Here is a 21248-nt window from a genome sequence, read left to right as displayed (position 1 = left end):
CTTTCGTCCAGGTGGAGTTACTCATCTTGCACCAAATCCTTAGTTTTGTTTTTCGGAAGCGACTTCGACGACCACATCGGTCTCATCGAGCCCGAACGCCGTGTGCAAGGCACGCACCGCCGTTTCGACATCGGCAAGCGCGATGACACAACTCAGCCGAATCGGCGAGGTTGAAATGATATCGATGTTGACGCCCGCCTGCGCAAGCGTGGTAAACATTTTCGCGGTAACGCCGGGGTTGGTTCGCATGCCTGCGCCGACGATTGAGATTTTAGCGACGGCGGGCTGCACCCCCCATGTGCGCGCGCCGATTTCAACGGCGACGCTGTCGATTGCTTTACGCGCGCGCGGCAAATCGCTTTCCGGCGTGGTGAACGATATATCGGTGAGGCCCTCTTCGGAAACGTTTTGGATGATCATATCGACATTGACGTTTTCTCGTGCCAACGCGTTGAACACGCGCGCAGCGACACCGGGAGTGTCGGGACAATCGCGAATGGTCACTTTCGCCTCGGAAGTGTCATAGGTCACGCCGGAAACGATTGCATGTTCCATTTCGGCTCCTGCTTTCTTTACGATGGTACCGTTCTCATCTGAAAACGAACTGCGACAATGAATCGTCACACCGTGGTTGCGGGCGAACTCAACCGAGCGCATGCTCAAAACGCCTGCCCCCGACGATGCCATCTCGAGCATCTCCTCATAGCTGACCTCATCGATTTTGCGCGCACGGGGAACGATGCGTGGGTCGGCGGTGAACACGCCGCTCACGTCGGTATATATCTCACAGATATCGGCGTTCAGGCCGGCTGCGAGCGCGACGGCGGTGGTGTCCGAACCACCGCGGCCCAGCGTGGTGATCTGTCCGCTCGGAGTCTTTCCCTGAAAACCGGCGACGACCACGATCATGTCATCCTCGATGGCCTTTCTGACACAAGCCGCGTCGACGGCGGTGATTTTCGCTTTCGTGTGCACATCGTCGGTGATGATGCCGACTTGCGGTCCGGTAAAACTGACGGCTTTATACCCTTTTGCCTGGATGGCCATCGCCAAAAGTGAGATCGACACCTGTTCGCCGGTGGTGAGCAACATATCGAGTTCACGTGTCGAAGGCGTGCCGGTGATTTGGTGCGCCAAGTCGAGGAGGCGGTCGGTTTCCTTGCCCATCGCCGACACGACCGCAAGAACATCGTCGCCCCGCTCTTTCATGGCGATGAGACGATTTGCCACCGAGCGAATGCGCTCGGTCGTGCCTACCGATGTTCCCCCGAATTTTGTGACGATGAGTGCCACGTGCGTACAACCCCTTATGAAACCCCTGCCTTTTATGTAGGTTTCAATTATGACATAAAACAAACAGGCGACTCACTTTGTCCGCCTGTCATACCTATGATTCATTGAATTGTATCTTTATACGTCGACGATGCTTGAGAAAACTACTCGCCCAGGGAAATTCCTTGTTTCTCGATGTAGCCATCAATGGACAAAATTGTGCTTTCCAACAGGGCTATTCGCTCATCTAGCTGATACAAACTGCTTTTTATACCGTCTAATTCGCGATCCGTATGTAAGATACCATCGTGAATATCCTCGTGGTCCATACCGGAACAACTTCCTGCGTATTATTGCATGAAATATACAAGATAACTACAGGATATTATACGCTCAAATTACCGTGAAATACCAGAGTCTTTCCTCTTGATGTCGTAAAGCCCGCGCGCAATCCTCACGATACGTCCGTTCGACCTGTTGATTCGTGTAATCAGGTTCGCATCCGTTCCTTTTCCGGGAATTGCAATACCACGCGCAACCAACGCCGTGCGAATTTCTCCGATTCTCATCGGTCTGTTTTCATCAATCAATATGTTTTCTATATCGTCGACGATATCATCATGATGAAAGCTGGGAAGCTCACCTAGATCGGAAAGATCGCCGCCTTCAAGAACGAAGAGCCTTTTGACGGTATGTAATTTTTCCTCGGCACGATTGACGAGAATCTGGGCCTCGTTCAGCGCGCAATAGGCGTTTTCCAAATCTTTGACCGCTTCGTTGTACCATTTGATTATATTTTTTTCTATCATATATAACTCTCCTAGAATGAATCTAGCATACTAGCATAAGTTTAGGCAAACTTACTGAAGTATTTAAATCATTGATACATTCTATACAATGCGTACAGAAATTGCACTGTCAATATACGGGAATATGCGCTATTTATTGCGCTTCACGATTAACCTGTAAGTGTGCGTGACGGCGCCGGTTTCGGAGATGCACCTGAAGTATACGGTCTTCGATTGCCCGCGCTTCAAATAGACGGTGCGGTACGTATAAATCCTCGCATACGATTCGCCCTTGTACTTGAAATAGAGCATTGCATTCGACGATTTGGCGGGTGTTATTCTCACCGAACTCCTGTAGCGAGAAATCGTGAGCACACGATAGCTTGGGTAGTAGCTCGTTTTGCTCCACGCCTTATTCCAGCTCCCCGTGCTTTTGGCAACCGAGGTCACATAGGCATTTTTCGACTTCCAACGTGCCGTCAATGTCACGGCACCACGCACTACGGTAGTTGAAGATACCTTGGTCCCCGACGAGTTATACCAACCCTGGAAAGCATACCCGCTGCGCGTCGAGGTCGGAAGCGTCCCGAGTGTTTTCCCCGACGTACACACCAGCGCGCTTGGTGTCGAGCCGCCGTTACCGGAAAAAATCACTTTATACTTGTTAATCGTCCATTTTGCAGAGAGCGTCACGTCTGCGCTCGGGGCAATCGTCGCACCCGCAGCATAGGTTGTACCTGTTCCTGCCCCACCGTTGGCGTTGTAGGTGACTGTAATCGGAACAGTTGTATAGCCGTTCCACGGGTTAGTCCAACCCGTTTGCCCAGCATAATAGGAGATGACAAAGCCGCTTGCACTGCTAGCGAATACGCTTGTGCCAAAGGTTGTAGGTGCTGCCCCCATAAATGTGGCGCTCTTTAAGCTGGTGCAACTCTCAAATGCAAAAGTTCCTATGGAGGTAACGCTGCTCGGGATAATAACCGAGGTGAGACTTGAGCAGTAGGTGAATGCAGAACCTTCTATAGATGTGACACCTTCGGGGATCGTGATTGAGGTGAGGCTTGTGCAATCGGTGAATGCAGCAAATCCTATAGAGGTGACACCTACGGGAATGGTGATTGAGGTAAGACCGGTGCAGTCGCTGAACGCACTCTCTCCTAGAGAAGTGACGTCATAAGTCAGCGTCCCATCGCTTACGTTTGGTGGGATGACAATCGCACCCGTTACGATTTCCCCGTTGTTTCCGTCGCCAACTTGAACGGTATTCGGACTTAATGCCGTGACTTTGTAGAGGATTCCACCAGCGGTGAATGTGCTCCCGACTGTCCCCTCCGTCCACTTTGCATACAGCGTGACGTTTGCTGCTGGCGTTATGGTCGCTCCTGCGGCGTAGCTGGTGCCTGCGCCATCGGCGGCTGTGTTCCAACCTACGAACGTATAGCCTGCGAGAGCGAACGTGTTGGCTGCCACCGTGTAGCTTGCCGCTCCGCTCTGCATCGGCAGTGCTGTTCCTGCCCCACCGTTGGAATCGTATGCAAGTGTGTACAATATCTTTGTCCATTGTGCGTAAAGGGTGATTGCGCCCGACGGTGTGTAGGGGCTCTCGACCTTCGTACCACCGGTGGCTGCGGTGTACCAGCCATCGAAGGCATATTCCGTACGCGTCGGCGTCGGAAGCACGACGGGGGTGCCGGTATAGGTGAGCGACGATGAACCGACTGAGCCTCCATTCGCGTCAAACGTTACAAGGAACCCAATGCTGGTCGCCCCGTTGAGAAAGGTCATCGTGCTGCCGGATTCCGAATTCACCTTTATCAGAACGCCGCTCGGAACGGTCTCGGGATGGCAGTCTGTATCACCCGTTTCCGGAATCGCGGTGTGAGTTCCCACGGTTGGCGTATGGAAGTTTGAATTGGAAGAAGTTGCTGTGCCGAATGTCGAATACCCCGACTTGGTAAAGAAATGATTCGTGTAAGAGTGATAGGGATAGCTCGAAAAGTAGTCATCGGAATTGTCGAGCTGGTTGCTACCATCGGCTTCCTCAATATCGACACCCTGATGGTATTTATCATCGTTTGGGTGCATACCCCCGACGGCAAGTACATTTTCATCGATATGATATATGAGAATTCCCGTGTAACTCGTTCTCCCGGTGGGTCCGTAAAGCCCAGCGTCATACCCACCGCGCTGTCTATTCTCAACCAAAAAATATTGGTTTGGGTTAGCGGTGCTTGTAATTTTATACACGTTATATTGCGTCGGATCCGAAGCGCTGTTGGATTTCAGAGAATATTGATTTACTTGATTGGAGGTGATGGTCACAGGCTTCACAAAACCGAGCGCGACGCGCGACCATGCGTCGAGTTGTACCGGCGTTTCACTCGCATACTCCCCCGGCGCATATCCCCAACTTCCCGCAGCCATCAACGAATAGGCACCGACGCCCTGTGAATCATATCCGTAATCATATAAATCGGGCAGGCCGAGGTCGTGCCCGAGCTCGTGCGCCGTGACCCCTATGCCCATCGGAATCGCCGAAGAGGTCAAAAAACTCCCCGAGAATATCTCGCCTTGTGTCGCATAAGAATATAACGTCCCAGTGCTCGGGTCGACGCTGACGACGGAACCGTCAGAAAGCGCCTTGATATTGGCATGCCCCCACGTACTCTGATCTTTATCGGAGGGTTGGGCTGATGCCTCCCAGCCGGCCACGATGGAACTCACGTGGAAATTGTCACGCAAAATAGAGCCGTCGGACGTGGTGGGATAGGAAGAATAATCAATATAACTGGAAGCCGCTGCAAACGCCTTTTTGACATATGCATCGGTCAAGTATCCATCGGTCGTATATCCGGGGTGATCGACGTTGAATGTCGCTTTAATCACGCCATCCTTCAGCTGAAGCGATGAAATTTCACTCGTCGGATTGGAAATTATGAGGTCAGAAATTGTTTGACCGCCATCGACAAAAGAAATTTGCGAGAAGCTGAAATCCTTCGCACCCGAAGCTTCCTTATAGTAGTTGTTGACGCTCGTTTCGCCGAAGGTGGTACTAAAATATTTGTTCGTCCAATAATCGATGCTCTGAGTCAAAGGGGCATCCTTGAACTCGACGAGAATGACAAGCAAGTCAGGGTGCAGATTCGAGCTGGAAAGCGGAGCGACCGATGCGGCAGTTTTCACTGTGGAGACAGTGCCCGAAGAAGAAGAACTCGTCGAACCGACCTCTTGCGCCGCTCTCGATGATTGCGCCTTCTTGATGAGCGTCTTCAGATTGCTTTCAGTCAGCGCGCTCGACGGCACGGATTGCGTCGCCAAATTCGACGAACTTCTTGCTTTCACAGAACCCGGTACGAGTTTCCCGTTCGAGATGGCCGCATAACGCCAATTCTTCGAGTTTTTGTCATAGCCGAGCACGTGGCCGGAGGAATCTTCAGCCCAGTTGAAAAACTCATCACCTTTTTGGAAAACTTCGAGTTTCGAGCCATCGGCTTGCCGAACTACCTGTGGCGTAGGATTGGCGGGGACCGCCATAGAAAGAGATGCCTGACCGGCGAACAGAGCCACCGATAAGATCAAAATTATTCTTACTGCCGGCTTGAACCGGAATCGGGCAGAAAACATGAGTGTCTCCAATCAACTCTACATCATACACAAGTCGAGCCCAGAAATACTCCCGGGCTCGATAATGTTCGATAGTTGAAACGGGGCCGTTGATTTTTACGCCTCGCAGCGCTTCTTCAGCCATGCATAGTATTCATCGACCGAGCGTTGTGCCTCTTCGAGAAGTGCCTCGTTGCCCGGCTTGAAGAGATGCTTGAAACGTCCCTGCGGCTTGAGGAATTCGACGACCGGCTTGAACTCCTTGATTTTCGCCGGAGTAGTCAGGCGCCACGTACCATCTTCGACTTCGAACAACGGCCAAAAGCCCGTCTCGACGGCCAGACGCGCGATTTCAGTCGTATCCTCCGCTTTGGTTCTCCAACCGCGCGGGCACGGAGCCAAAATGTTTATGAACGCCGGCCCCTCCGTATTGAATGCCTTCTCGGCTTTCTCGACGAGATCTTTCCAGTATCCGATCGAAGCTTGTGCGACGTAAGGGATATGGTGATCGGCCATGATGGCGGTCAAATCCTTACGCGGCTGCTTTTTACCCTGCTGCGCCGAACCGACTTCCGCAGTCGTCGCCCACGCGTTTTGCGGCGTTGCCGATGAGCGCTGGATTCCGGTGTTCATGTACGCACCGTTGTCGTAGCACACATATACCATATCGTGTCCACGCTCCATCGCTCCCGAAAGTGACTGAAGACCGATATCGTAGGTACCGCCGTCGCCTCCGAACGCAACGAACTTCACGTCGCGATCGGCGGGAATCTTACCTGCAGCTTTCAGCCCTTTGAAGGCCGCCTCGACGCCCGACATGGTCGCCGCGCTGTTCGCGAAAGCATTGTGGATGAACGAACCGTTCCATGAGCTGTAAGGATAGATGGTGGTGGATACTTCGAGGCATCCGGTCGCAGAGGAAACCACGACCTCGCTGTCACCGGCGCCCATCAATACTTGGCGCACGGCCACCGAAGCTCCGCACCCTCCGCACAAGCGATGCCCACCGCACAGGCGCTCGGGCAACTCGGTCAATTGCTTGATGTTTGTCATAGTCGATCCTCCTCTTTCTCGTCGCGGTCGCCAAGATAGACCAAACCGGGATTGGGCGCGCCTGCGCCGGCCTCGGCCAAGTCCTCGTAAACCGAACGAATGTACTCGAGTTTGACGTCTGCGCCGCCCAATCCGTAGATATAGGTGCGAAGTGTCACGCGGACATCGTAGGTGTAAAGCGCCGACATGGTGTCGAGCGCGAGGGGCCCGGCGATGGCGCCGAACGACTCCGCACGATCGAGCACCGCAACGACTCTACAGTTTTTCAAAATCTCAGCGAGTTCGGCGGAAGGGAACGGGCGATAGGTGCGAATGTTGACAACGCCGACTTTTTCACCTTGAGCGCGTAGCTCGCGGACAACTGCGCGAACGTTACCGGCCGCTGAGCCGAGAATGACGACTGCGCGCTCGGCGTCTTCCATACCGAAGCTCTCGATATGGTTGTAGGGGCGACCGGTTAAAACTTCCCACTCATCGCCGATGCGCTGTATCGAGTCTTTCGCGGCATCGATCGCGTTGCGCTCGGCCTCTTTGATGTTTTGATACGTGTTACCGAGCGTGGCAAAACCGCCTACCGTCACAGGCTGTTCCTTGTTGAGAAGCGAATGCTCCGGGGTGAACTCGCCGACGAAAGCCTTTACCGTCGCGTCATCGCACACCTCGCCGCGTGCTATCGAGTGCGTGGTGATGAAACCGTCGAGCGTCGGCATCACGGGGAGCATGTTCTCCTCGGCGACACGAACGGAAATGATGGTGTTGTCGTAGGCTTCTTGCGCATTTTCCGCAAACAAGATGACCCACCCGGTATCACGCGCGCCCATGACGTCTGAATGGTCGCAGTGGATGTTGATCGGTGCCGAAATCGCACGGTTCGCATTCACCATGATGATCGGGGTCCGCAAACCGGAGGCCACGTGGAGCTCCTCCCACATATAAGCGAGACCTTGTGAGGAAGTCGCCGTCATGGTTCGCGCACCGGCGGCGGAAGCACCGATGGCCGCAGACATCGAGGAATGCTCGCTTTCGACCGTGACGTACTCGGTATGCACGAGTCCCTTCGCGACGAACTTGGCAAAGTCCTCGACGATGGTCGTCTGGGGAGTAATCGGATAGGCGCACACGACATCGGGGTCGATTTGGCGGTATGCCTCGGCAACGAAACCGTTACCGGTCGCCGCTATCGTTTTCTGCGTTGCTTTCTCGGGTGCCATAAGCTATACCCCCTCCTTGCCGTGGTCGTGCTCGGACACCATTTTCAATGCATTGAAGCGGCACTCCTTCACACACACGCCGCATCCTTTGCAGTGGTCGTAATTGATACCGGTCATTTTGCCGTCGGCAACCTCTATGGAGGAGTCGGGGCAGTTTATCCAGCAGAGCATGCAGTCTTTGCACGCCTCCGCATCCCATACGGGACGAATGGAACGCCAGCCGCCGGTGGCGTAGAACTGTGCATTTCCGGCTTCGAGACCGACCATACCTTCCGGAAAGTCCTGCGCATTCCAGGAGTCGAATTCGGTGATATCCCACTTCATCTCTGACATTAGCCTACCTGCACCTCCTCGTATGCACGCTGAACCGATTGCAGGTTAGCGTCAATCATCTCTTGGGCGAATTTTTTACCGAATGTCCGTTGGAGCTGGCCTTTGATTGATTCAAGCGCGACGACCGGACGAACCTTGGCGAGTGCTCCCACAATCGGTGTATTGGGGATATCGCGCTTGATGGTCGCCAGCGCTATGCCGGAGGCGTCGACGGTGGCCACGACGACCGAGTCGGGAACGCCGAGGCGCGCGCGCATCTGCGCCGGTGTCCGGGTGGTGTTGATGATAACGGCGCCGTCATCGTGTATCCCCTCGGTGATGTCAACGACATCGAGCAAGGTTTCATCGAGAAGAACGACGATGTCGGGGTGCTCGATATTGTTCGAGACTTCGATGGGCTCGTCTGAAATGCGGGTGAACGCTTTCAGCGGTGCGCCCATGCGCTCGGGACCGTACTCGGGCATCGCCTGCATATAGCGGTCTTCGAAGAGCGCAGTTTCGGCCACAAGCTTTGCCGCGGTAACCGCACCTTGGCCGGCGCGTGCATGCCAGCGTATTTCGGTAAGCTTATTCATCGCTTCGCCTTTCATAAAAAGAGTTCTGGAACGGAACCACTATACGATAAGAAAGCCGCCTCGTGGGCGAATAGCGCGCCTTTATAGGACAAAAGGCACCGCGCGTGTCGATAAATGGATGAGTATCGAAAAAAACAACGGAGCTTTCGGGCCGACGGAGATTTTCGAGCCGACGGCCTGAAAAGCATATGACGCTACATTTCGCGGCGTGCCTCGAAGGCACGGCCGAGCGTAACTTCGTCGGCGTACTCGAGATCACCCCCCACGGGAAGTCCGCTCGCGATACGGGTGACTCTGATACCTCCGAGCGATTTTATGAGACGGGCGATATAAACCGCCGTCATTTCCCCCTCGACATTGGGGTTCGTAGCAAGTACGACCTCGGTGACTTCTTTATCGGCGAGACGCGCGATGAGCTCTTTGACGCGCAACTGATCGGGACCGATTCCGTCCATGGGAGAAATCGCGCCGTGGAGTACATGGTAGAGCCCGAAAAATTCGCTCGTGCGCTCGATGGCGGCGACGTCGCGCGGCTCTTCGACCACACAGATAATCGATGCATCGCGTTTCGTGTTCGCACAAATTTCGCACAGCGGACCCTCGGCGAAGTTATAGCACTGCGGACAAAAATGGATAGTGTCTTTTATCTCGACGATCGAAGCAGCCAAACGATCGGCATCCGCCTTATCGCTTGCGAGCAGCCAATAGGCAATACGCTGTGCGGACTTCGGCCCGACGCCGGGGAGGCGTTCGAGTTCGTCGAGGAGACGTTGAATGGGAAGCGGATACCGCATGGATTACATGAGCCCCGGAATGTTGAGCCCGCCGGTGACCGCTTGCATTTTCGCTGCGGCCTTCTCGGAGGCGACACGCATAGCCTCGTTGATGGCGGCGACGACCATGTCTTCGAGAATTTCGACCTCTTCGGGGTCGACGGCTGCCGGGTCGATTTTAACCGACTGCACCGATTGGTCACCGGTGATGGTCACTTTGACCATGCCTCCGCCGGCACTCGCTTCAAACGTTTCTGTGGCAAGCTCTTCTTGGACTTTCGCCATCTGGGCTTGCGCCTGCTGAGCCTGTTGCATGATTTTTTGAATATTCATGGACGAACCTTTCTTTGAAGCTACATTGAATTTATAACGTTAATCTTAATCGAAAGAGAGTTGTTCTTCATCGGGGTCGACAAGACCTCCATCAAACGAATCGCCGAGCACGTTCGCATCGTCTTCTTTCGGTACGTTCGATTCGATTTTCTCGATCTTTCCTCCGAGCGCCACAATCTCTGCCAACAACGAATCGTGCGTATCGAGCGCATCGGCAGAGCCGGTGGGGGTCTGCGAATGAGAATCCACCTCTGCCATCGGTCCGGGGTCTTGCGCAATCGGAGGCTCCGGCTCGGGCTTACCGAACGGCTCAGCCGGCTCAGATGGCTCGAGATTACGTACCGGCTCGGGCTTAAGTACCGGCTCGTGATTTTTTCCCAACCGGAACTCGAAGGGAAGATTCGACCCGAATACCGTGAATAAAGCATTGGCGAGGAGCTCCTTGTTGTCCTGCGCCGCCTTCATTTTAAACTCACCGTCTTTCGGCCAGGTGACGAGCAACGTTCCTTCCTGCGTGAATTCAATGCTCGCATCCGCAAAGAAGAGAGAACGACTCGCCTTTTGTTTTTTAATTTCCGCGAGAACGGCGCGCCATGATCGTTTTACCGTACCGGCATTAAGCGATCCACCGCTCTGTGGCGCAAGAGACTCCGGCTCGGTTTCAGAAATCGGCACTTCTTTCGGAGGAATTTCCTTCGCGACAGCCTGCTGCACCGGTTTCGCAGGTTCAGCCGCTGCTCGTGCCACCGGACGAGAAATCGCCGGAACTGCACTGAGCCCGCGTTCGAGACGCTCGATGCGCTCGGCAAGCGCTTCAAGCGTATACTCACCGTCGACGCGTGTCGTCCGGACAAGCGCTAGTTCGAGCACTGTTCTCGGCTCGGTCGAATAGCGCATCTCTCCGCTCACATCGGTCAAAAGATCGATGATGCGGGCGATACGATCCGGTCCTTCGAACTCGCCTGTGAGCGAGCGCATTTTTATGCGATCATCATCGGTCACATTGATGAGGCCGTCGGAGTTTTCAAGAACTCCCATGACATACATATCGCGCACATAGGCGAGAAGACCGTGGATGAGTTCAGGCAAATCGGCGCCTGTTTCGACTTGATCGGCCACCCAATGAAAGCAGGCGGCTGTGTCGCGCTGCGCCACTGCGGACATCAATTCGGCCAACGCGACGGTGCTGACTTCGCCGAGTGCTCCCTCGACATCGTCGACGGATATGTCGTTGCCGGTGTAGGCGGAAAGTTGTTCGAGCACGGTGATAGCATCGCGCATTCCGCCGTCGGCGTGCTTGGCGATGAGCGCATACGACGCGCGGTCGACTCTGATGCCTTCGGATTCGGCGATGAATCTGAGACGCTCGACGATTTGCTCCGAACTGATCGGATGAAAATCGAAGCGCTGACAGCGCGATTGAATCGTATCGGGAACTTTTTGAGGGTCGGTCGTACATAAAATGAAGACGACGTGAGAGGGTGGTTCCTCCAAAGTCTTCAACATCGCGTTGAAAGCACCCGTCGAAAGCATATGGACTTCGTCGATGATATAAACCTTATACTTGCCACGCACGGGTGCATAAAATACGCGTTCGATGATTTCGGTACGAACCGCTTCGACCCCGTTTCGCGACGCCGCATCGAGCTCGATGACGTCGGGGTGGTTTCCCTGCGCGATTTCAAGACACGACTGGCAACTGCCGTCGGGAGTATCGCTCGGGCCGTTGTCGCACAAAAGCGCCTTCGCGAGCAGGCGGGCGGTACTTGTTTTTCCGGTTCCCCGTGGACCGGTCAGCAGGTAGGCATGCGCGACGCAGTCCTGCGCGACCGCATTGCGAAGCGTGCGCTCGATATGCTGTTGTCCCACCATGTCATCGAACGTGTCGGGGCGATATTTCCTATAAAGTGATTGGTGTGCCACACGCACTCCGTTTCTCGGACGTGGGAAAAATGCGCCCAGTGGACTCGGACACCCATCAGTGACCGCTTATGGCTGCTACCTTCCGGTCCTGACCAGGTTCACGGTATAACGCCGTCCGAGCCCACTGGGCGCATTCAAGGCTACCCTCATTATACGATATATCGAAAAAGGTTGCGCCGACTATATTTGCTTGCGGTACGTATGAAGGTCCACTGAAAACGTCGCCTCGATTGGGCGTTGAAGTTCCCCGATGACATGGAGGAGCTCGTCGCCGTCGGTATGATAGGCGTTCGGACCCATCATCACCAAGTCATAGACCGAACGCTCGTCGAAGGCCAACGGGAACTCAATCGTCTCGGTCTTCACCAAGTCGAAGTACGGAATCATTTTTTCACGGAGGTCGGCTTTTTTATCGGAATCCTGACGCCCGATTCTGATGAGATGGGCCGCCTCGCGAATCTCAAGCAGATGTTTGGGAGTCGGAGTCGAAACGAAAACATATCCCCCGGGCTTGACGATGCGCGCGAAATCCTCGGCATTTCGGGGAGCGAACACGTTGATGAGTGCGTCGAACGCCTCATCTTTGACGGGAAGCCCCGCCCAGGTGTCGGCAACGATCGCCGTGATGACCGAGCTCAATTGGACCGCACGCTGAAGGGCACGCTTCGACAAATCGAAATCAACGATTTCGATACCGGGTATGGCGCGGGTGAGCACCGCTGAATAATATCCGGTACCGGCACCGATGTCTGCGACGATTGCCCCCGTGCTCGGCACCACCGCTGCAACCTCGTCGGCGAGTTTTTGGGCGAAGGGTTTGTAGTAGTTTCGCGTATGGAAACGCTGTCGACAAAAAACCATATCCAGATTATCGGCGGTGTTTTGTATGGCATCTCCAGACAGGAGCGTCACATAGCCGAGTTTCGAGCGATCGAAAGAGTGATTGTTTTCACACACGAGAGCCAAAGCATCCTCATGAAGCTCCGACTGACATATCGGACAACGAAGCAGAGCGAGTACCTCAGTATTTACTTTTTTAATAGGCATGCGTTCCAGTATACCGCAAGTCTGCGACCAAAGGTAAGCGCGAAGAGCCGTACGCAATTCTACGATTGCCGCTCGGCTCTTTTCGCCGCTGCATTACGATCGATTTTCTTTTTGACTTTTTTGAGCCGGAAGAGCTCTTCGCGCTGACGCTCATCGAGCGATTGTTCGATGAACCGCGCCTGAGCTTTGAGCTCGGGGATTCGTATTTGCTCGAGTGCGTTGACGCGTCGGTTCGTCTTGCTGATTTCGGCACCGAGCCGATGCAGTTTCGTCTCAGCCTCGGCATACTTCATGATTGCCGAAACCGCCTTTTCAAAGCCGAGGGCCGCCTCGTCGATACGAACCGAAACATTCGTCGGCGAATAGCCGCGCGTGAACGGCGTACGAGGAGGACGCGGAGCTTGGTTGATAATCGGGACGGCGACGCCCATGACTTTATAACCGCTGATATCGACGAGCACCTCACCGCTTGAAGCCAAAGCCGCCGAGTGTACGGCCGCCTCGCCGTCGATGGCGCGAGCTATCTCGAAGACGTATTGCGCCTTTTTGAGAACTTCGGCGAGCTCGTCGGAAAGATGAAGTGTGACATCGACGACATCCATAAATTCAAGCAGCAACGCGTCGCGCTTGCTTTTCAAAAGCGCCATACCCCCTGTGGCCACGTTGATTCGGTCACGCAGCAAAAGGAGTTGCGCATGCGTCGGGCGAATCTCTTCCATCGCGCGCCTCCTCTACTCGGTCTGTTCGAGCTTTTCGGGATAGTATTCGGCCATGAATTTTTTCACCCGTGTGAGCTCCTCGACGGGAAGCAACGTCAGCAATTCCCACGAAAGGGCGAACGTTTCTTCAATGGTTCGCCCGGTGGCGCCTTGCCCCACATAACGCTTTTCGAATTCATCGGCGAATTTCAAGTAGCTCAAATCGGCGGAGGCGAGCGCTTCTTCACCGACGATGGCGACCAAACGCCGCAGTTCGATGCCGCGGGCGTAAGCGGCATACAGCTGATTGGCCAGAGCGCTGTGATCTTTACGGGTTTTCCCTTCACCGATACCCGAGTTCATCAAACGGGAGAGGCAGGGTAACACATCGATCGGCGGGAAAATGCCACGACGATGAAGCGCACGGCTCAAAACGATTTGCCCCTCGGTAATGTATCCCGTCAAATCGGGAATGGGGTGCGTGATATCATCATCCGGCATCGTCAAAATCGGCAACTGCGTAATCGACCCCTTCGAGCCTTTGATTCGTCCCGCACGTTCATAGATACTCGCAAGGTCGGTATAAAGATAGCCGGGATAACCGCGACGCCCGGGCACCTCTTCGCGCGCGGTCGAAATCTCGCGCAGGGCTTCGCAGTAGTTCGTCATATCGGAAAGCACCACGAGCACCTGCATGTCGCAATCGAAGGCAAGGTACTCGGCGACCGTCAAAGCACAGCGCGGTGTCAAAATCCGCTCCACGGTCGGATCATCCGCCAAGTTCATGAAGAGCACGACGCGATCGAGAGCGCCCGACTCCTCGAAGGTTTTCACGAAATACGATGCCTCACGGTTGGTAATGCCCATGGCGGCGAAGACGATGGCGAATTCCTCGCCGCTGAGCACGCGCGCTTGCTTGACGATCAACGCGGCGAGCTCGTTTGCCGGCAAGCCGGAAGCGGTGAATATCGGAAGTTTTTGACCGCGCACCAGCGTGTTGAGACCGTCGATTGCCGAAATACCCGTCTCGATGAAATCTGCGGGCTGCTCACGCTGAGAGGGATTGATCGGCGCACCGTTGATATCGCGCCGCGCGACTCCTAAAATCGGCGCACCTCCGTCAATCGGCTTGCCGGTTCCATTCAACACGCGCCCGAGCAAATCGGGAGTGACCTCCATCTTGGCGACTTCGCCGAGAAAACGCACCGAAGCGATGTCGATGTCGATGCCGCTTGTCCCCTCGTACACCTGCACGACGGCGCGCATTCCATCGACTTCAAGTACCTTCCCGTGCCGAAACGTCCCATCCGAAAGCTTGATCTCGACTGTTTCGTCATAGGCGACTTCGGCCACATCCTCGACGACTATCAAGGGACCCGCCACCGAGCCGAGTGTGCGATAGTAGGTGGTCGAGAGAGCTGAGGGGACAACCGGTTTGCGACTCCGCTCAGTGGCGGTAACACTCGCCCCACTCTTGTCATTACCCATTATCAACCCACCTCCAACTCATCGAGCGAAGTTCGTATCTCAACGAATAGTTTTTCCGCATAGACTTCCGATTCCTCGGTGGGCAATGTTTTCATCCCCGCGATTTCGGCACGCAACGGTAAAACCAAAATACTCGAGAGCATGACTCCGCGCTCCATCGCCTTGACGGCATTGTCCGCATACACCATGATCAGGCGCAAAATCGTGTGCTGCTTCTTGATGGGGCAATAGGCGTCGACCTCGTCGAAAGCAAATTGCTGGAGAAAATCTTCTCGAATCATTCGCGAAAGTTCCAAATATATTTTCTCGGAATCGGGAAGCGCATCGGGGCCGACCAATTGGACGACCTCTTCAAGCTCGACTTCTTTTTGGAGGATGGACATGGCGCGCTCACGCGTCGCTTGCCAATCGGTGGCGACATGCTCCTCATACCATCCGGTGACTTGCGCCAAAAACAACGTGTAGCTTTTCGTCCAGCTGATTGCGGGAAAATGGCGTTTGTGGGCCAGATCGGTATCGAGCGCCCAAAAAGCCCCCGTGACACGCAACGAATTTTGCGTGATGGGCTCTGACATGTCACCACCGGCCGGAGACACCGCTCCCACCATCGTGACCGAGCCCTCACAGCGTTCGACTCTTTCAGCAGGCTCTTTCTCCGTATTGTCATGGGTGATTTCGCATACGTTCGCGCTCAACGGTACGACACGACCGCTTCGTTCGTAAAATGCGGCGAGTCGCGTCGCCAAATATGCGGGGTAGCCCTCCTCGCCCGGCATTTCTTCAAGCCGACCGGAAACCTCACGCAACGCTTCACCCCACCGCGAAGTCGAGTCGGCCATCATGGCGACCGAATAACCCATGTCGCGATAGTATTCGGCTATGGTGACACCGACATAGATGGACGCTTCACGGGCGGCCACCGGCATGTTCGACGTATTGGCTACCAGAACGGTACGCTGCATGAGCGGTTGTCCGGTCCGAGGATCCTCGAGCGCCGGAAACTCGGTGAGCACTTCAGTCATTTCATTTCCGCGCTCCCCGCACCCGACATAGACGATGATGTCGACGTCGGCCCACTTCGCAAGCGACTGCTGCGTAACCGTTTTACCGGTACCGAATCCTCCCGGGATGATCGCGTTGCCTCCCAACGCGATGGGAAATAACGTGTCGAGCACGCGCATGCCGGTGACAAACGGCACCGACGGATCGAGTTTTTTGACGAACGGACGGGATTTGCGCACCGGCCACCGATGCGAGAGCGTGAGGTCGATCCCCTCTTCGAGTTCGACGATTTTATCGTCAAGCGTGTATTCGCCCACTTGGGCGATGAAGGTGATTTTGCTTTTTTTCTGCAGAGGAGGAACCATTATTTTATGTACGAAGGCGCCCTCCGGTACCGAACCGAGCACCATACCACCCGAGATCTCATCGCCGATGGCGACAAGCGGAGTAAAACTCCATTTCTTCGCATGGTCGAGCGCTTGGACGCGAGCTCCGCGCTCGATGAAAGTGCCGGAAATGTCAGCCAACAGCTCGAGAGGACGCTGGATCCCGTCGAAAATCGAAGTGAGGAGACCGGGTCCGAGCTCGACGGTGAGAGGCGCGCGCGTCAACTCCACCGGCTCCCCCACACGCAGACCGGCGGTTTCCTCATAGACTTGGATAGTAGCTCGATCACCGTCAAGACGGATGACCTCTCCCATGAGACCGACATTGCCGACTCGCACGATATCGTACATGCGTGCGCCGGTCATCCGCTTCGCGCCGACGACCGGGCCGGTGATGCGTTCGATGAGGCCCGTGGCTGCAGTGTTTTCACCCCCCACTTCGCTCACTCCCTTCTCAAAGTAACGTCGAAACCGACGGCTCGACGGATTAGTCGTTTCAAGCGCTGCTGAAAGAGATCTTGCGTATCCAAGCTGTCACCGAGAGGCAACATGACGAGCACCGGACGATACAGTGTTTCAAGTTTACGGCTGAGACGCTCGTCGACTGCATCGGCGAGACGTTGGTCGAGAGCTATTATGCCGACCTCGTCCTCGTCGAGTATCGTCGATACGGCTGCGTGCGCCTCCTCGACCGACTCTGCGATTTCGACATCGATTCCCGCCAGTTTGAACCCGTCGGCAGTTTTACCGTCCGTTATGCAAACGAGTTTATACAAGAGCTATCTCCTCGCGAATCATGGAGTCGGGAATACCGTATGCCTTCGCATAGGCGATGATGCGAATATCAATCGTCTCATTTTCCAACGCAAGTAAGTAAGCAATCGGTAAGCCGACGCCGGCTAAATCGCGATGACCGATTTTGACCACCTTTCTCAGCGAGTAAAGATTGAGCGCGCGGTCGAGCTCGGAAAGCGAATCGGATATGAGATACTCGGCGATTTCGCTTCTGATCACTTTACGCAACGGTATTGTACCGAGCGCCCGCGCAAGGTCTTCAAGCGATGGCAATGCGGCGAGACGGGCGAACATTTTCGCATCGGTCACCGCGGTGCCGCCGATGAGAAAATAGCGAGCGGCTTCGTTTCGAGTGCCGAATGTTTCGTTCGAAACGATGACGCGTGCAAGCGTCATGATATTGCGAATATCGATTTTTTCGCGGATATATGTGTAGACGACGCTGTTGCGCCCTCTCCGATGGTCCAGCAAGCCGAGCGCCCACGCGAAATATGCCTGATCGAGGCTCGCCTCGAACTCAACGAGTGCCTCGGTTATAGCAAATCGCTCGGCGCCTAAGCGCAGTGCATTCGCATAGGGGAAGTTAAGCGTCGAGGCCAACGCCACAGCGTCTTGCAGACTTTTTTGCTTTGCCAGCATACTGAGCGCTTCACGTGAAATCACTATCCCCGCGCCTGAAAACGATGCGATAATCTCCTCGGGACTCGTCCCCGAATAAATGCCGCGCACCACGGTTTTGAGATCGGCAAAATCCCACTCACCGGCAATCGCATCGATAAGCCGTCGTTTGGCGGTGGTGTAAAATTTCGAAACCCACTCGAACTCATTTTGAAGAAACGAGTTGACTGCGAATCCCACTACCGAGGCTCCCGTTCGCGTCAGCGAATTTTCCTCGATATCGGACGCATACTTTGTGAATCCGAGATACACTCTCAGCTGTTCAAGACTCGCTTGTCCCATCATGTCATCGTAATCCGCCTGTTTGAACAAACGCGCACGGTGGGATCGCACGCGGGCATTGGCGTACTCGATGGTGGAGAGCGCGCTCTGAGAGATCATGAGTCCAATACCTGCCAAATTTCTTTCGCCCGGGCGTCTTTGACTCGGTCAAGCCGTGCTTCGAACGTGTTGTCGCGCATGATGCGACCATCGGCACTCGTGACCTTAATGCCACCGGTCGTGATGATATCTTGCATGATTTCGACATGTTGAACGCACTGCTGCTTGCTGCACCACTCCGAGTTCAAGACCTCGCCGTCGACCGGATCGACGTGAACGATCACGCTCTCTCCGAGACCGATGATTGCATCCTTGCATAAAGCACATATGATTTTTTGATAACCTTCAGTCGCCCTTATTTTTGTAAGTTCGACGCCTGCCTGTTCGACTACGTGTGCGTACGCTTTCGCTCTCACATCCGAAAGCGAACGGCCGTTTACAATCGACGCGCTATGCAATGCACGAACAGCCTCTCGCTCATCGCGCGAAACGGTCGAATCGACGAAACGTCTGCCCTCGGCCTCAGCCGATTTCCGCGTCTCATCGAGAAGTTTCTTTGCTTTTTCATCGGTGAGACGCAAAATTTCTGCAATCTCTTCTCTCGCCTGTTCCTCAATTGCAACCAAAATATTTTTGATTGCCATAGCCGCTCACCTCTAACCGACGATAATCAGTGCCGATACGAAACCGAGCAAAACGATAATCTCCGGGAGCGCTTGCAAGACAAGTAGCATGGCGCCTGCATCGGGATTCTCGGCAAGGGTGCCTGCGGCGGCGGATCCGATTTTCGCCTGCGCATAAGCAGCCCCCAAAGCCGAGGCGCCCATGGCGATTGCCGCCGAGAAATATTTTGCCACCTGCACCTTCGGATCTACGACGGTCGTGGTCGCCACAGCTGCCATGGCGACAACCGGTGCGGCAAACAACGCGAATGCCGTAAGTGCGACGAACTGCTTACCGCCCCGCAAAAAGTGCATGATTCGACTCATGATTGTTCATCCTTTCCCACATGTGCAAACGGTTTATAACTGACTTTTCCTGTTTCCAAAAACTTTCCGAAGAACTCCAAGAAAGTTAGACGCAACGCGTGAATCGAAGGGCTGAAACAAATGATGGCGAAATTGAGAACGTGCAAAATGAGGGCCAGGAAAATACCGGCCGCGTTCGGCATGGTGACGAAAGCCAATTTATTCGCCGCATCCGCCAACAGTGCGCCGACCAGCCCGATCGCCATGATACGAATATAGCTTGCGATATGAGAAACCGATTCCATCGTTTCGATGGCGCCCATTATGCCCCCGCCCGCAATGCTCACGATAAAACCGACGGCGAGCACGAAATAGATGAGATAGCTCACAATCGCCGCGCTTTCGGTACTCAGACCGGATGTCAGCACCGGCACGAACTTGAAGGTAACCATGGCTAAAACGGCAAACAAAATCACTAAAATACCGCTTTTTTCGATAGCTTCTTTCCGCTCTCCCATATGCCTATGGTTGACGACTCCCATTATCAAGCCGGCAACTATTTCGATGAATCCGATACTGATCGCCATCACCAACAGAGTCATCATCATGTCCGAAGACGTTCGGATGAACGGTAGACTGAAACTCGAGGTGATTTGTATCGGTTTGAGCGTGTTGAGGCCGGGGATATATTCGCTTGCCAAATTTCCGAAAAACTCGAAATAGAACACACCAAACACAATTGCCATGAGACCGCCGGGAGCAAGTACTCCGGTGAAGGCTTGGACGACTCCGTTCTTCGGATACTTCCATTTGAAGAAGAGGCAAAACCCCAAAAGGAGAAGCCCGTAGCCGACGTCTCCGACTATCATGCCGAATATGAACGGGAACGACATCGCGATAATGAACGAAGGATCGAAGGTGCCGTAAACCGGCTGTCCCCAAATACCGAGCGCGGCTTGAAACGGCTTGAATCTCGCCCCGTTTTCAAGTTCGACGGGCACCTTGCTGTATTCTTTGGTCTCAATGGGAATTTCATCGACGACAACACCGTTCGCCCATTTATCTTCGAGAAGTTTCTTGAGCTCAGGCAATTCGTCGCTCGGCACATAGCCGGCGATGACGAACGTATATGCCGTTTCCCCGAACTGTTCGATCGCCTCGAGTTGATGAATGCAATTGAGGATACCGTATGTCGTCTCGCACAATTTTTCGCGTTGGTTTTCTGCATAAAGAGCAAGTTCGATCTGCGCTTTATCGATCTTCTCGGGAAGGATTTCGATTCGTTCGTGAATCGCTCTCAGCGCTTCGCTGAAGGGGAGCTCTTCGAACGTGCCAGGCAATTTTATGTGGTTGACGTGCTCATCGGAAAGCGTCTGTCGAACAATCGGCGCATGCTCGTTATCGACGACGACGACGATTCCCAGCATTTCATCACCGAGTGATTTCACCACAGTCGTCGCAGCACCCTCCGATATTTTTTCCAACATATCGCGCAACTCATTTGCCGCCGCACGGAATCGCGCCTCGACGATTATCGCCGTCGAATACATGTCTTTGTCCCCGACGAGTTTCTTGACCGTCGGCTCGATTTTCACCAGAAGCGGTTCGTATTGCAAAAGTTCGGCCTGTTCCTCGCTGAGATCTTCGACTTTTTGCACAAGACCCGACGCCTCGGGTTCGGCCGCCGCGAAATATTCGTTCGCCTGCTTCGCCAAAGCGGCTATGCTTAACTTCTCTTCTCTCTCAAGCGAAGAGCAATTGCTGTCGATACCGGGATTACCGAAGAGATTTTTTATCAGTATTTGTCCCCGTGATTTAAGCGATCTGAGCTCGTCGAGCTCTTCTTCGGAGGTCTTGAAAAGTCGCATGGATTCAATCGGCATTTCACCTTTCGCTATCCCATCCGACAAATCGGTGAGATGCACCTTGCCGTATGTCTGCAGTTCTTCAAGCGCATCAAGGAAATACTTCTTCAAACCGATGATATAAACCTTCGACATG

At 54.3% G+C, this 21248-nt stretch carries 19 protein-coding genes and 1 other RNA gene; all 20 read right to left on the bottom strand.

The window, feature by feature from the left end:
• Nucleotides 1-39: 39 nt before the first annotated feature.
• The 20 genes from JJE36_04490 to JJE36_04395 all read right to left on the bottom strand — a co-directional run bounded on the left by JJE36_04490 (nt 40) and on the right by JJE36_04395 (nt 21247).
• Nucleotides 40-1293 carry an aspartate kinase gene (locus tag JJE36_04490; GenBank protein ID MBK5211554.1) on the bottom strand — a complete coding sequence of 418 codons (1254 nt, stop codon included), beginning with the start codon at nt 1291-1293 and terminating at the stop codon, nt 40-42.
• A 377-nt stretch (nt 1294-1670) separates the two neighbouring features.
• On the bottom strand, nt 1671-2081 hold the full coding sequence (locus tag JJE36_04485; GenBank protein ID MBK5211553.1) for a hypothetical protein: 411 nt from the start codon (nt 2079-2081) through the stop codon (nt 1671-1673).
• A gap of 129 nt (nt 2082-2210) precedes the next feature.
• Nucleotides 2211-5696, bottom strand: a complete 3486-nt coding sequence (locus JJE36_04480) for an InlB B-repeat-containing protein (GenBank protein ID MBK5211552.1) — start codon at nt 5694-5696, stop codon at nt 2211-2213.
• Nucleotides 5697-5780: 84 nt separating this feature from the next.
• A complete protein-coding gene (locus JJE36_04475) occupies nt 5781-6716 on the bottom strand; it encodes a pyruvate ferredoxin oxidoreductase (GenBank protein MBK5211551.1) in 936 nt (311 codons plus the stop codon).
• Entirely contained in the window at nt 6713-7927 is a 1215-nt protein-coding gene (gene porA, locus JJE36_04470; GenBank protein MBK5211550.1) for a pyruvate ferredoxin oxidoreductase, read from the bottom strand. Before porA ends, JJE36_04475 begins: the two co-directional genes overlap by 4 nt.
• A gap of 3 nt (nt 7928-7930) precedes the next feature.
• Entirely contained in the window at nt 7931-8260 is a 330-nt protein-coding gene (locus JJE36_04465; protein ID MBK5211549.1) for a 4Fe-4S binding protein, read from the bottom strand.
• Nucleotides 8260-8835: a 2-oxoacid:acceptor oxidoreductase family protein gene (locus JJE36_04460; protein ID MBK5211548.1), complete on the bottom strand. Its 576-nt coding sequence runs from the start codon at nt 8833-8835 to the stop codon at nt 8260-8262. The genes JJE36_04465 and JJE36_04460 overlap by 1 nt, the downstream gene beginning before the upstream one ends.
• 194 nt (nt 8836-9029) lie before the next feature.
• Nucleotides 9030-9629: a recombination protein RecR gene (recR, locus tag JJE36_04455; GenBank protein MBK5211547.1), complete on the bottom strand. Its 600-nt coding sequence runs from the start codon at nt 9627-9629 to the stop codon at nt 9030-9032.
• Between the two features lie 3 nt (nt 9630-9632).
• The gene (locus tag JJE36_04450; GenBank protein ID MBK5211546.1) at nt 9633-9941 is read right to left on the bottom strand and encodes a YbaB/EbfC family nucleoid-associated protein; all 309 of its coding nucleotides are present in this window, start codon (nt 9939-9941) and stop codon (nt 9633-9635) included.
• 45 nt (nt 9942-9986) lie between these two features.
• Nucleotides 9987-11864: a DNA polymerase III subunit gamma/tau gene (dnaX, locus tag JJE36_04445; GenBank protein MBK5211545.1), complete on the bottom strand. Its 1878-nt coding sequence runs from the start codon at nt 11862-11864 to the stop codon at nt 9987-9989.
• A gap of 32 nt (nt 11865-11896) precedes the next feature.
• Nucleotides 11897-11992: signal recognition particle sRNA small type (gene ffs, locus JJE36_04440), an RNA gene on the bottom strand.
• A gap of 52 nt (nt 11993-12044) precedes the next feature.
• Entirely contained in the window at nt 12045-12911 is an 867-nt protein-coding gene (locus JJE36_04435; GenBank protein MBK5211544.1) for a methyltransferase domain-containing protein, read from the bottom strand.
• A gap of 59 nt (nt 12912-12970) precedes the next feature.
• Nucleotides 12971-13630: a V-type ATP synthase subunit D gene (locus tag JJE36_04430; protein MBK5211543.1), complete on the bottom strand. Its 660-nt coding sequence runs from the start codon at nt 13628-13630 to the stop codon at nt 12971-12973.
• Nucleotides 13631-13642: 12 nt separating this feature from the next.
• Nucleotides 13643-15097, bottom strand: coding sequence for a V-type ATP synthase subunit B (locus JJE36_04425; protein ID MBK5211542.1), 1455 nt, complete (start codon nt 15095-15097; stop codon nt 13643-13645).
• A gap of 2 nt (nt 15098-15099) precedes the next feature.
• Nucleotides 15100-16923, bottom strand: coding sequence for a V-type ATP synthase subunit A (locus JJE36_04420; GenBank protein ID MBK5211541.1), 1824 nt, complete (start codon nt 16921-16923; stop codon nt 15100-15102).
• A 5-nt stretch (nt 16924-16928) separates the two neighbouring features.
• Nucleotides 16929-17261, bottom strand: coding sequence for a V-type ATP synthase subunit F (locus JJE36_04415; protein MBK5211540.1), 333 nt, complete (start codon nt 17259-17261; stop codon nt 16929-16931).
• Entirely contained in the window at nt 17254-18339 is a 1086-nt protein-coding gene (locus JJE36_04410) for a V-type ATPase subunit (GenBank protein ID MBK5211539.1), read from the bottom strand. The genes JJE36_04415 and JJE36_04410 overlap by 8 nt, the downstream gene beginning before the upstream one ends.
• A complete protein-coding gene (locus JJE36_04405) occupies nt 18336-18923 on the bottom strand; it encodes a V-type ATP synthase subunit E (protein MBK5211538.1) in 588 nt (195 codons plus the stop codon). The genes JJE36_04410 and JJE36_04405 overlap by 4 nt, the downstream gene beginning before the upstream one ends.
• 12 nt (nt 18924-18935) lie before the next feature.
• On the bottom strand, nt 18936-19181 hold the full coding sequence (locus JJE36_04400) for an ATPase (GenBank protein ID MBK5211537.1): 246 nt from the start codon (nt 19179-19181) through the stop codon (nt 18936-18938).
• 83 nt (nt 19182-19264) lie between these two features.
• Complete coding sequence (locus JJE36_04395; GenBank protein MBK5211536.1) at nt 19265-21247, bottom strand: hypothetical protein; 1983 nt, start codon at nt 21245-21247, stop codon at nt 19265-19267.
• Nucleotide 21248 lies beyond the last annotated feature (1 nt).

This window comes from Coriobacteriia bacterium, assembly GCA_016649875.1.
Taxonomy (GTDB): domain Bacteria; phylum Actinomycetota; class Coriobacteriia; order WRKU01; family JAENWW01; genus JAENWW01.
The sequence above is the reverse complement of the archived record's forward strand: the minus strand, read 5'-3'. Positions and strand labels throughout refer to the sequence as shown.

Bases quoted from the DNA above. Each gene is read 5' to 3' on its own strand.
- JJE36_04460 (MBK5211548.1), bottom strand. From the start codon at position 8,835: ATGAATAAGCTTACCGAAATACGCTGGCATGCACGCGCCGGCCAAGGT.
- JJE36_04395 (MBK5211536.1), bottom strand. From the start codon at position 21,247: ATGTCGAAGGTTTATATCATCGGTTTGAAGAAGTATTTCCTTGATGCG.
- JJE36_04450 (MBK5211546.1), bottom strand. From the start codon at position 9,941: ATGAATATTCAAAAAATCATGCAACAGGCTCAGCAGGCGCAAGCCCAG.
- JJE36_04405 (MBK5211538.1), bottom strand. From the start codon at position 18,923: ATGGCAATCAAAAATATTTTGGTTGCAATTGAGGAACAGGCGAGAGAA.
- JJE36_04485 (MBK5211553.1), bottom strand. From the start codon at position 2,081: ATGATAGAAAAAAATATAATCAAATGGTACAACGAAGCGGTCAAAGAT.
- JJE36_04425 (MBK5211542.1), bottom strand. From the start codon at position 15,097: ATGGGTAATGACAAGAGTGGGGCGAGTGTTACCGCCACTGAGCGGAGT.
- JJE36_04430 (MBK5211543.1), bottom strand. From the start codon at position 13,630: ATGGAAGAGATTCGCCCGACGCATGCGCAACTCCTTTTGCTGCGTGAC.
- JJE36_04400 (MBK5211537.1), bottom strand. From the start codon at position 19,181: ATGGCAGCTGTGGCGACCACGACCGTCGTAGATCCGAAGGTGCAGGTG.
- JJE36_04410 (MBK5211539.1), bottom strand. From the start codon at position 18,339: ATGATCTCTCAGAGCGCGCTCTCCACCATCGAGTACGCCAATGCCCGC.
- JJE36_04465 (MBK5211549.1), bottom strand. From the start codon at position 8,260: ATGTCAGAGATGAAGTGGGATATCACCGAATTCGACTCCTGGAATGCG.
- JJE36_04435 (MBK5211544.1), bottom strand. From the start codon at position 12,911: ATGCCTATTAAAAAAGTAAATACTGAGGTACTCGCTCTGCTTCGTTGT.
- JJE36_04475 (MBK5211551.1), bottom strand. From the start codon at position 6,716: ATGACAAACATCAAGCAATTGACCGAGTTGCCCGAGCGCCTGTGCGGT.
- porA (MBK5211550.1), bottom strand. From the start codon at position 7,927: ATGGCACCCGAGAAAGCAACGCAGAAAACGATAGCGGCGACCGGTAAC.
- recR (MBK5211547.1), bottom strand. From the start codon at position 9,629: ATGCGGTATCCGCTTCCCATTCAACGTCTCCTCGACGAACTCGAACGC.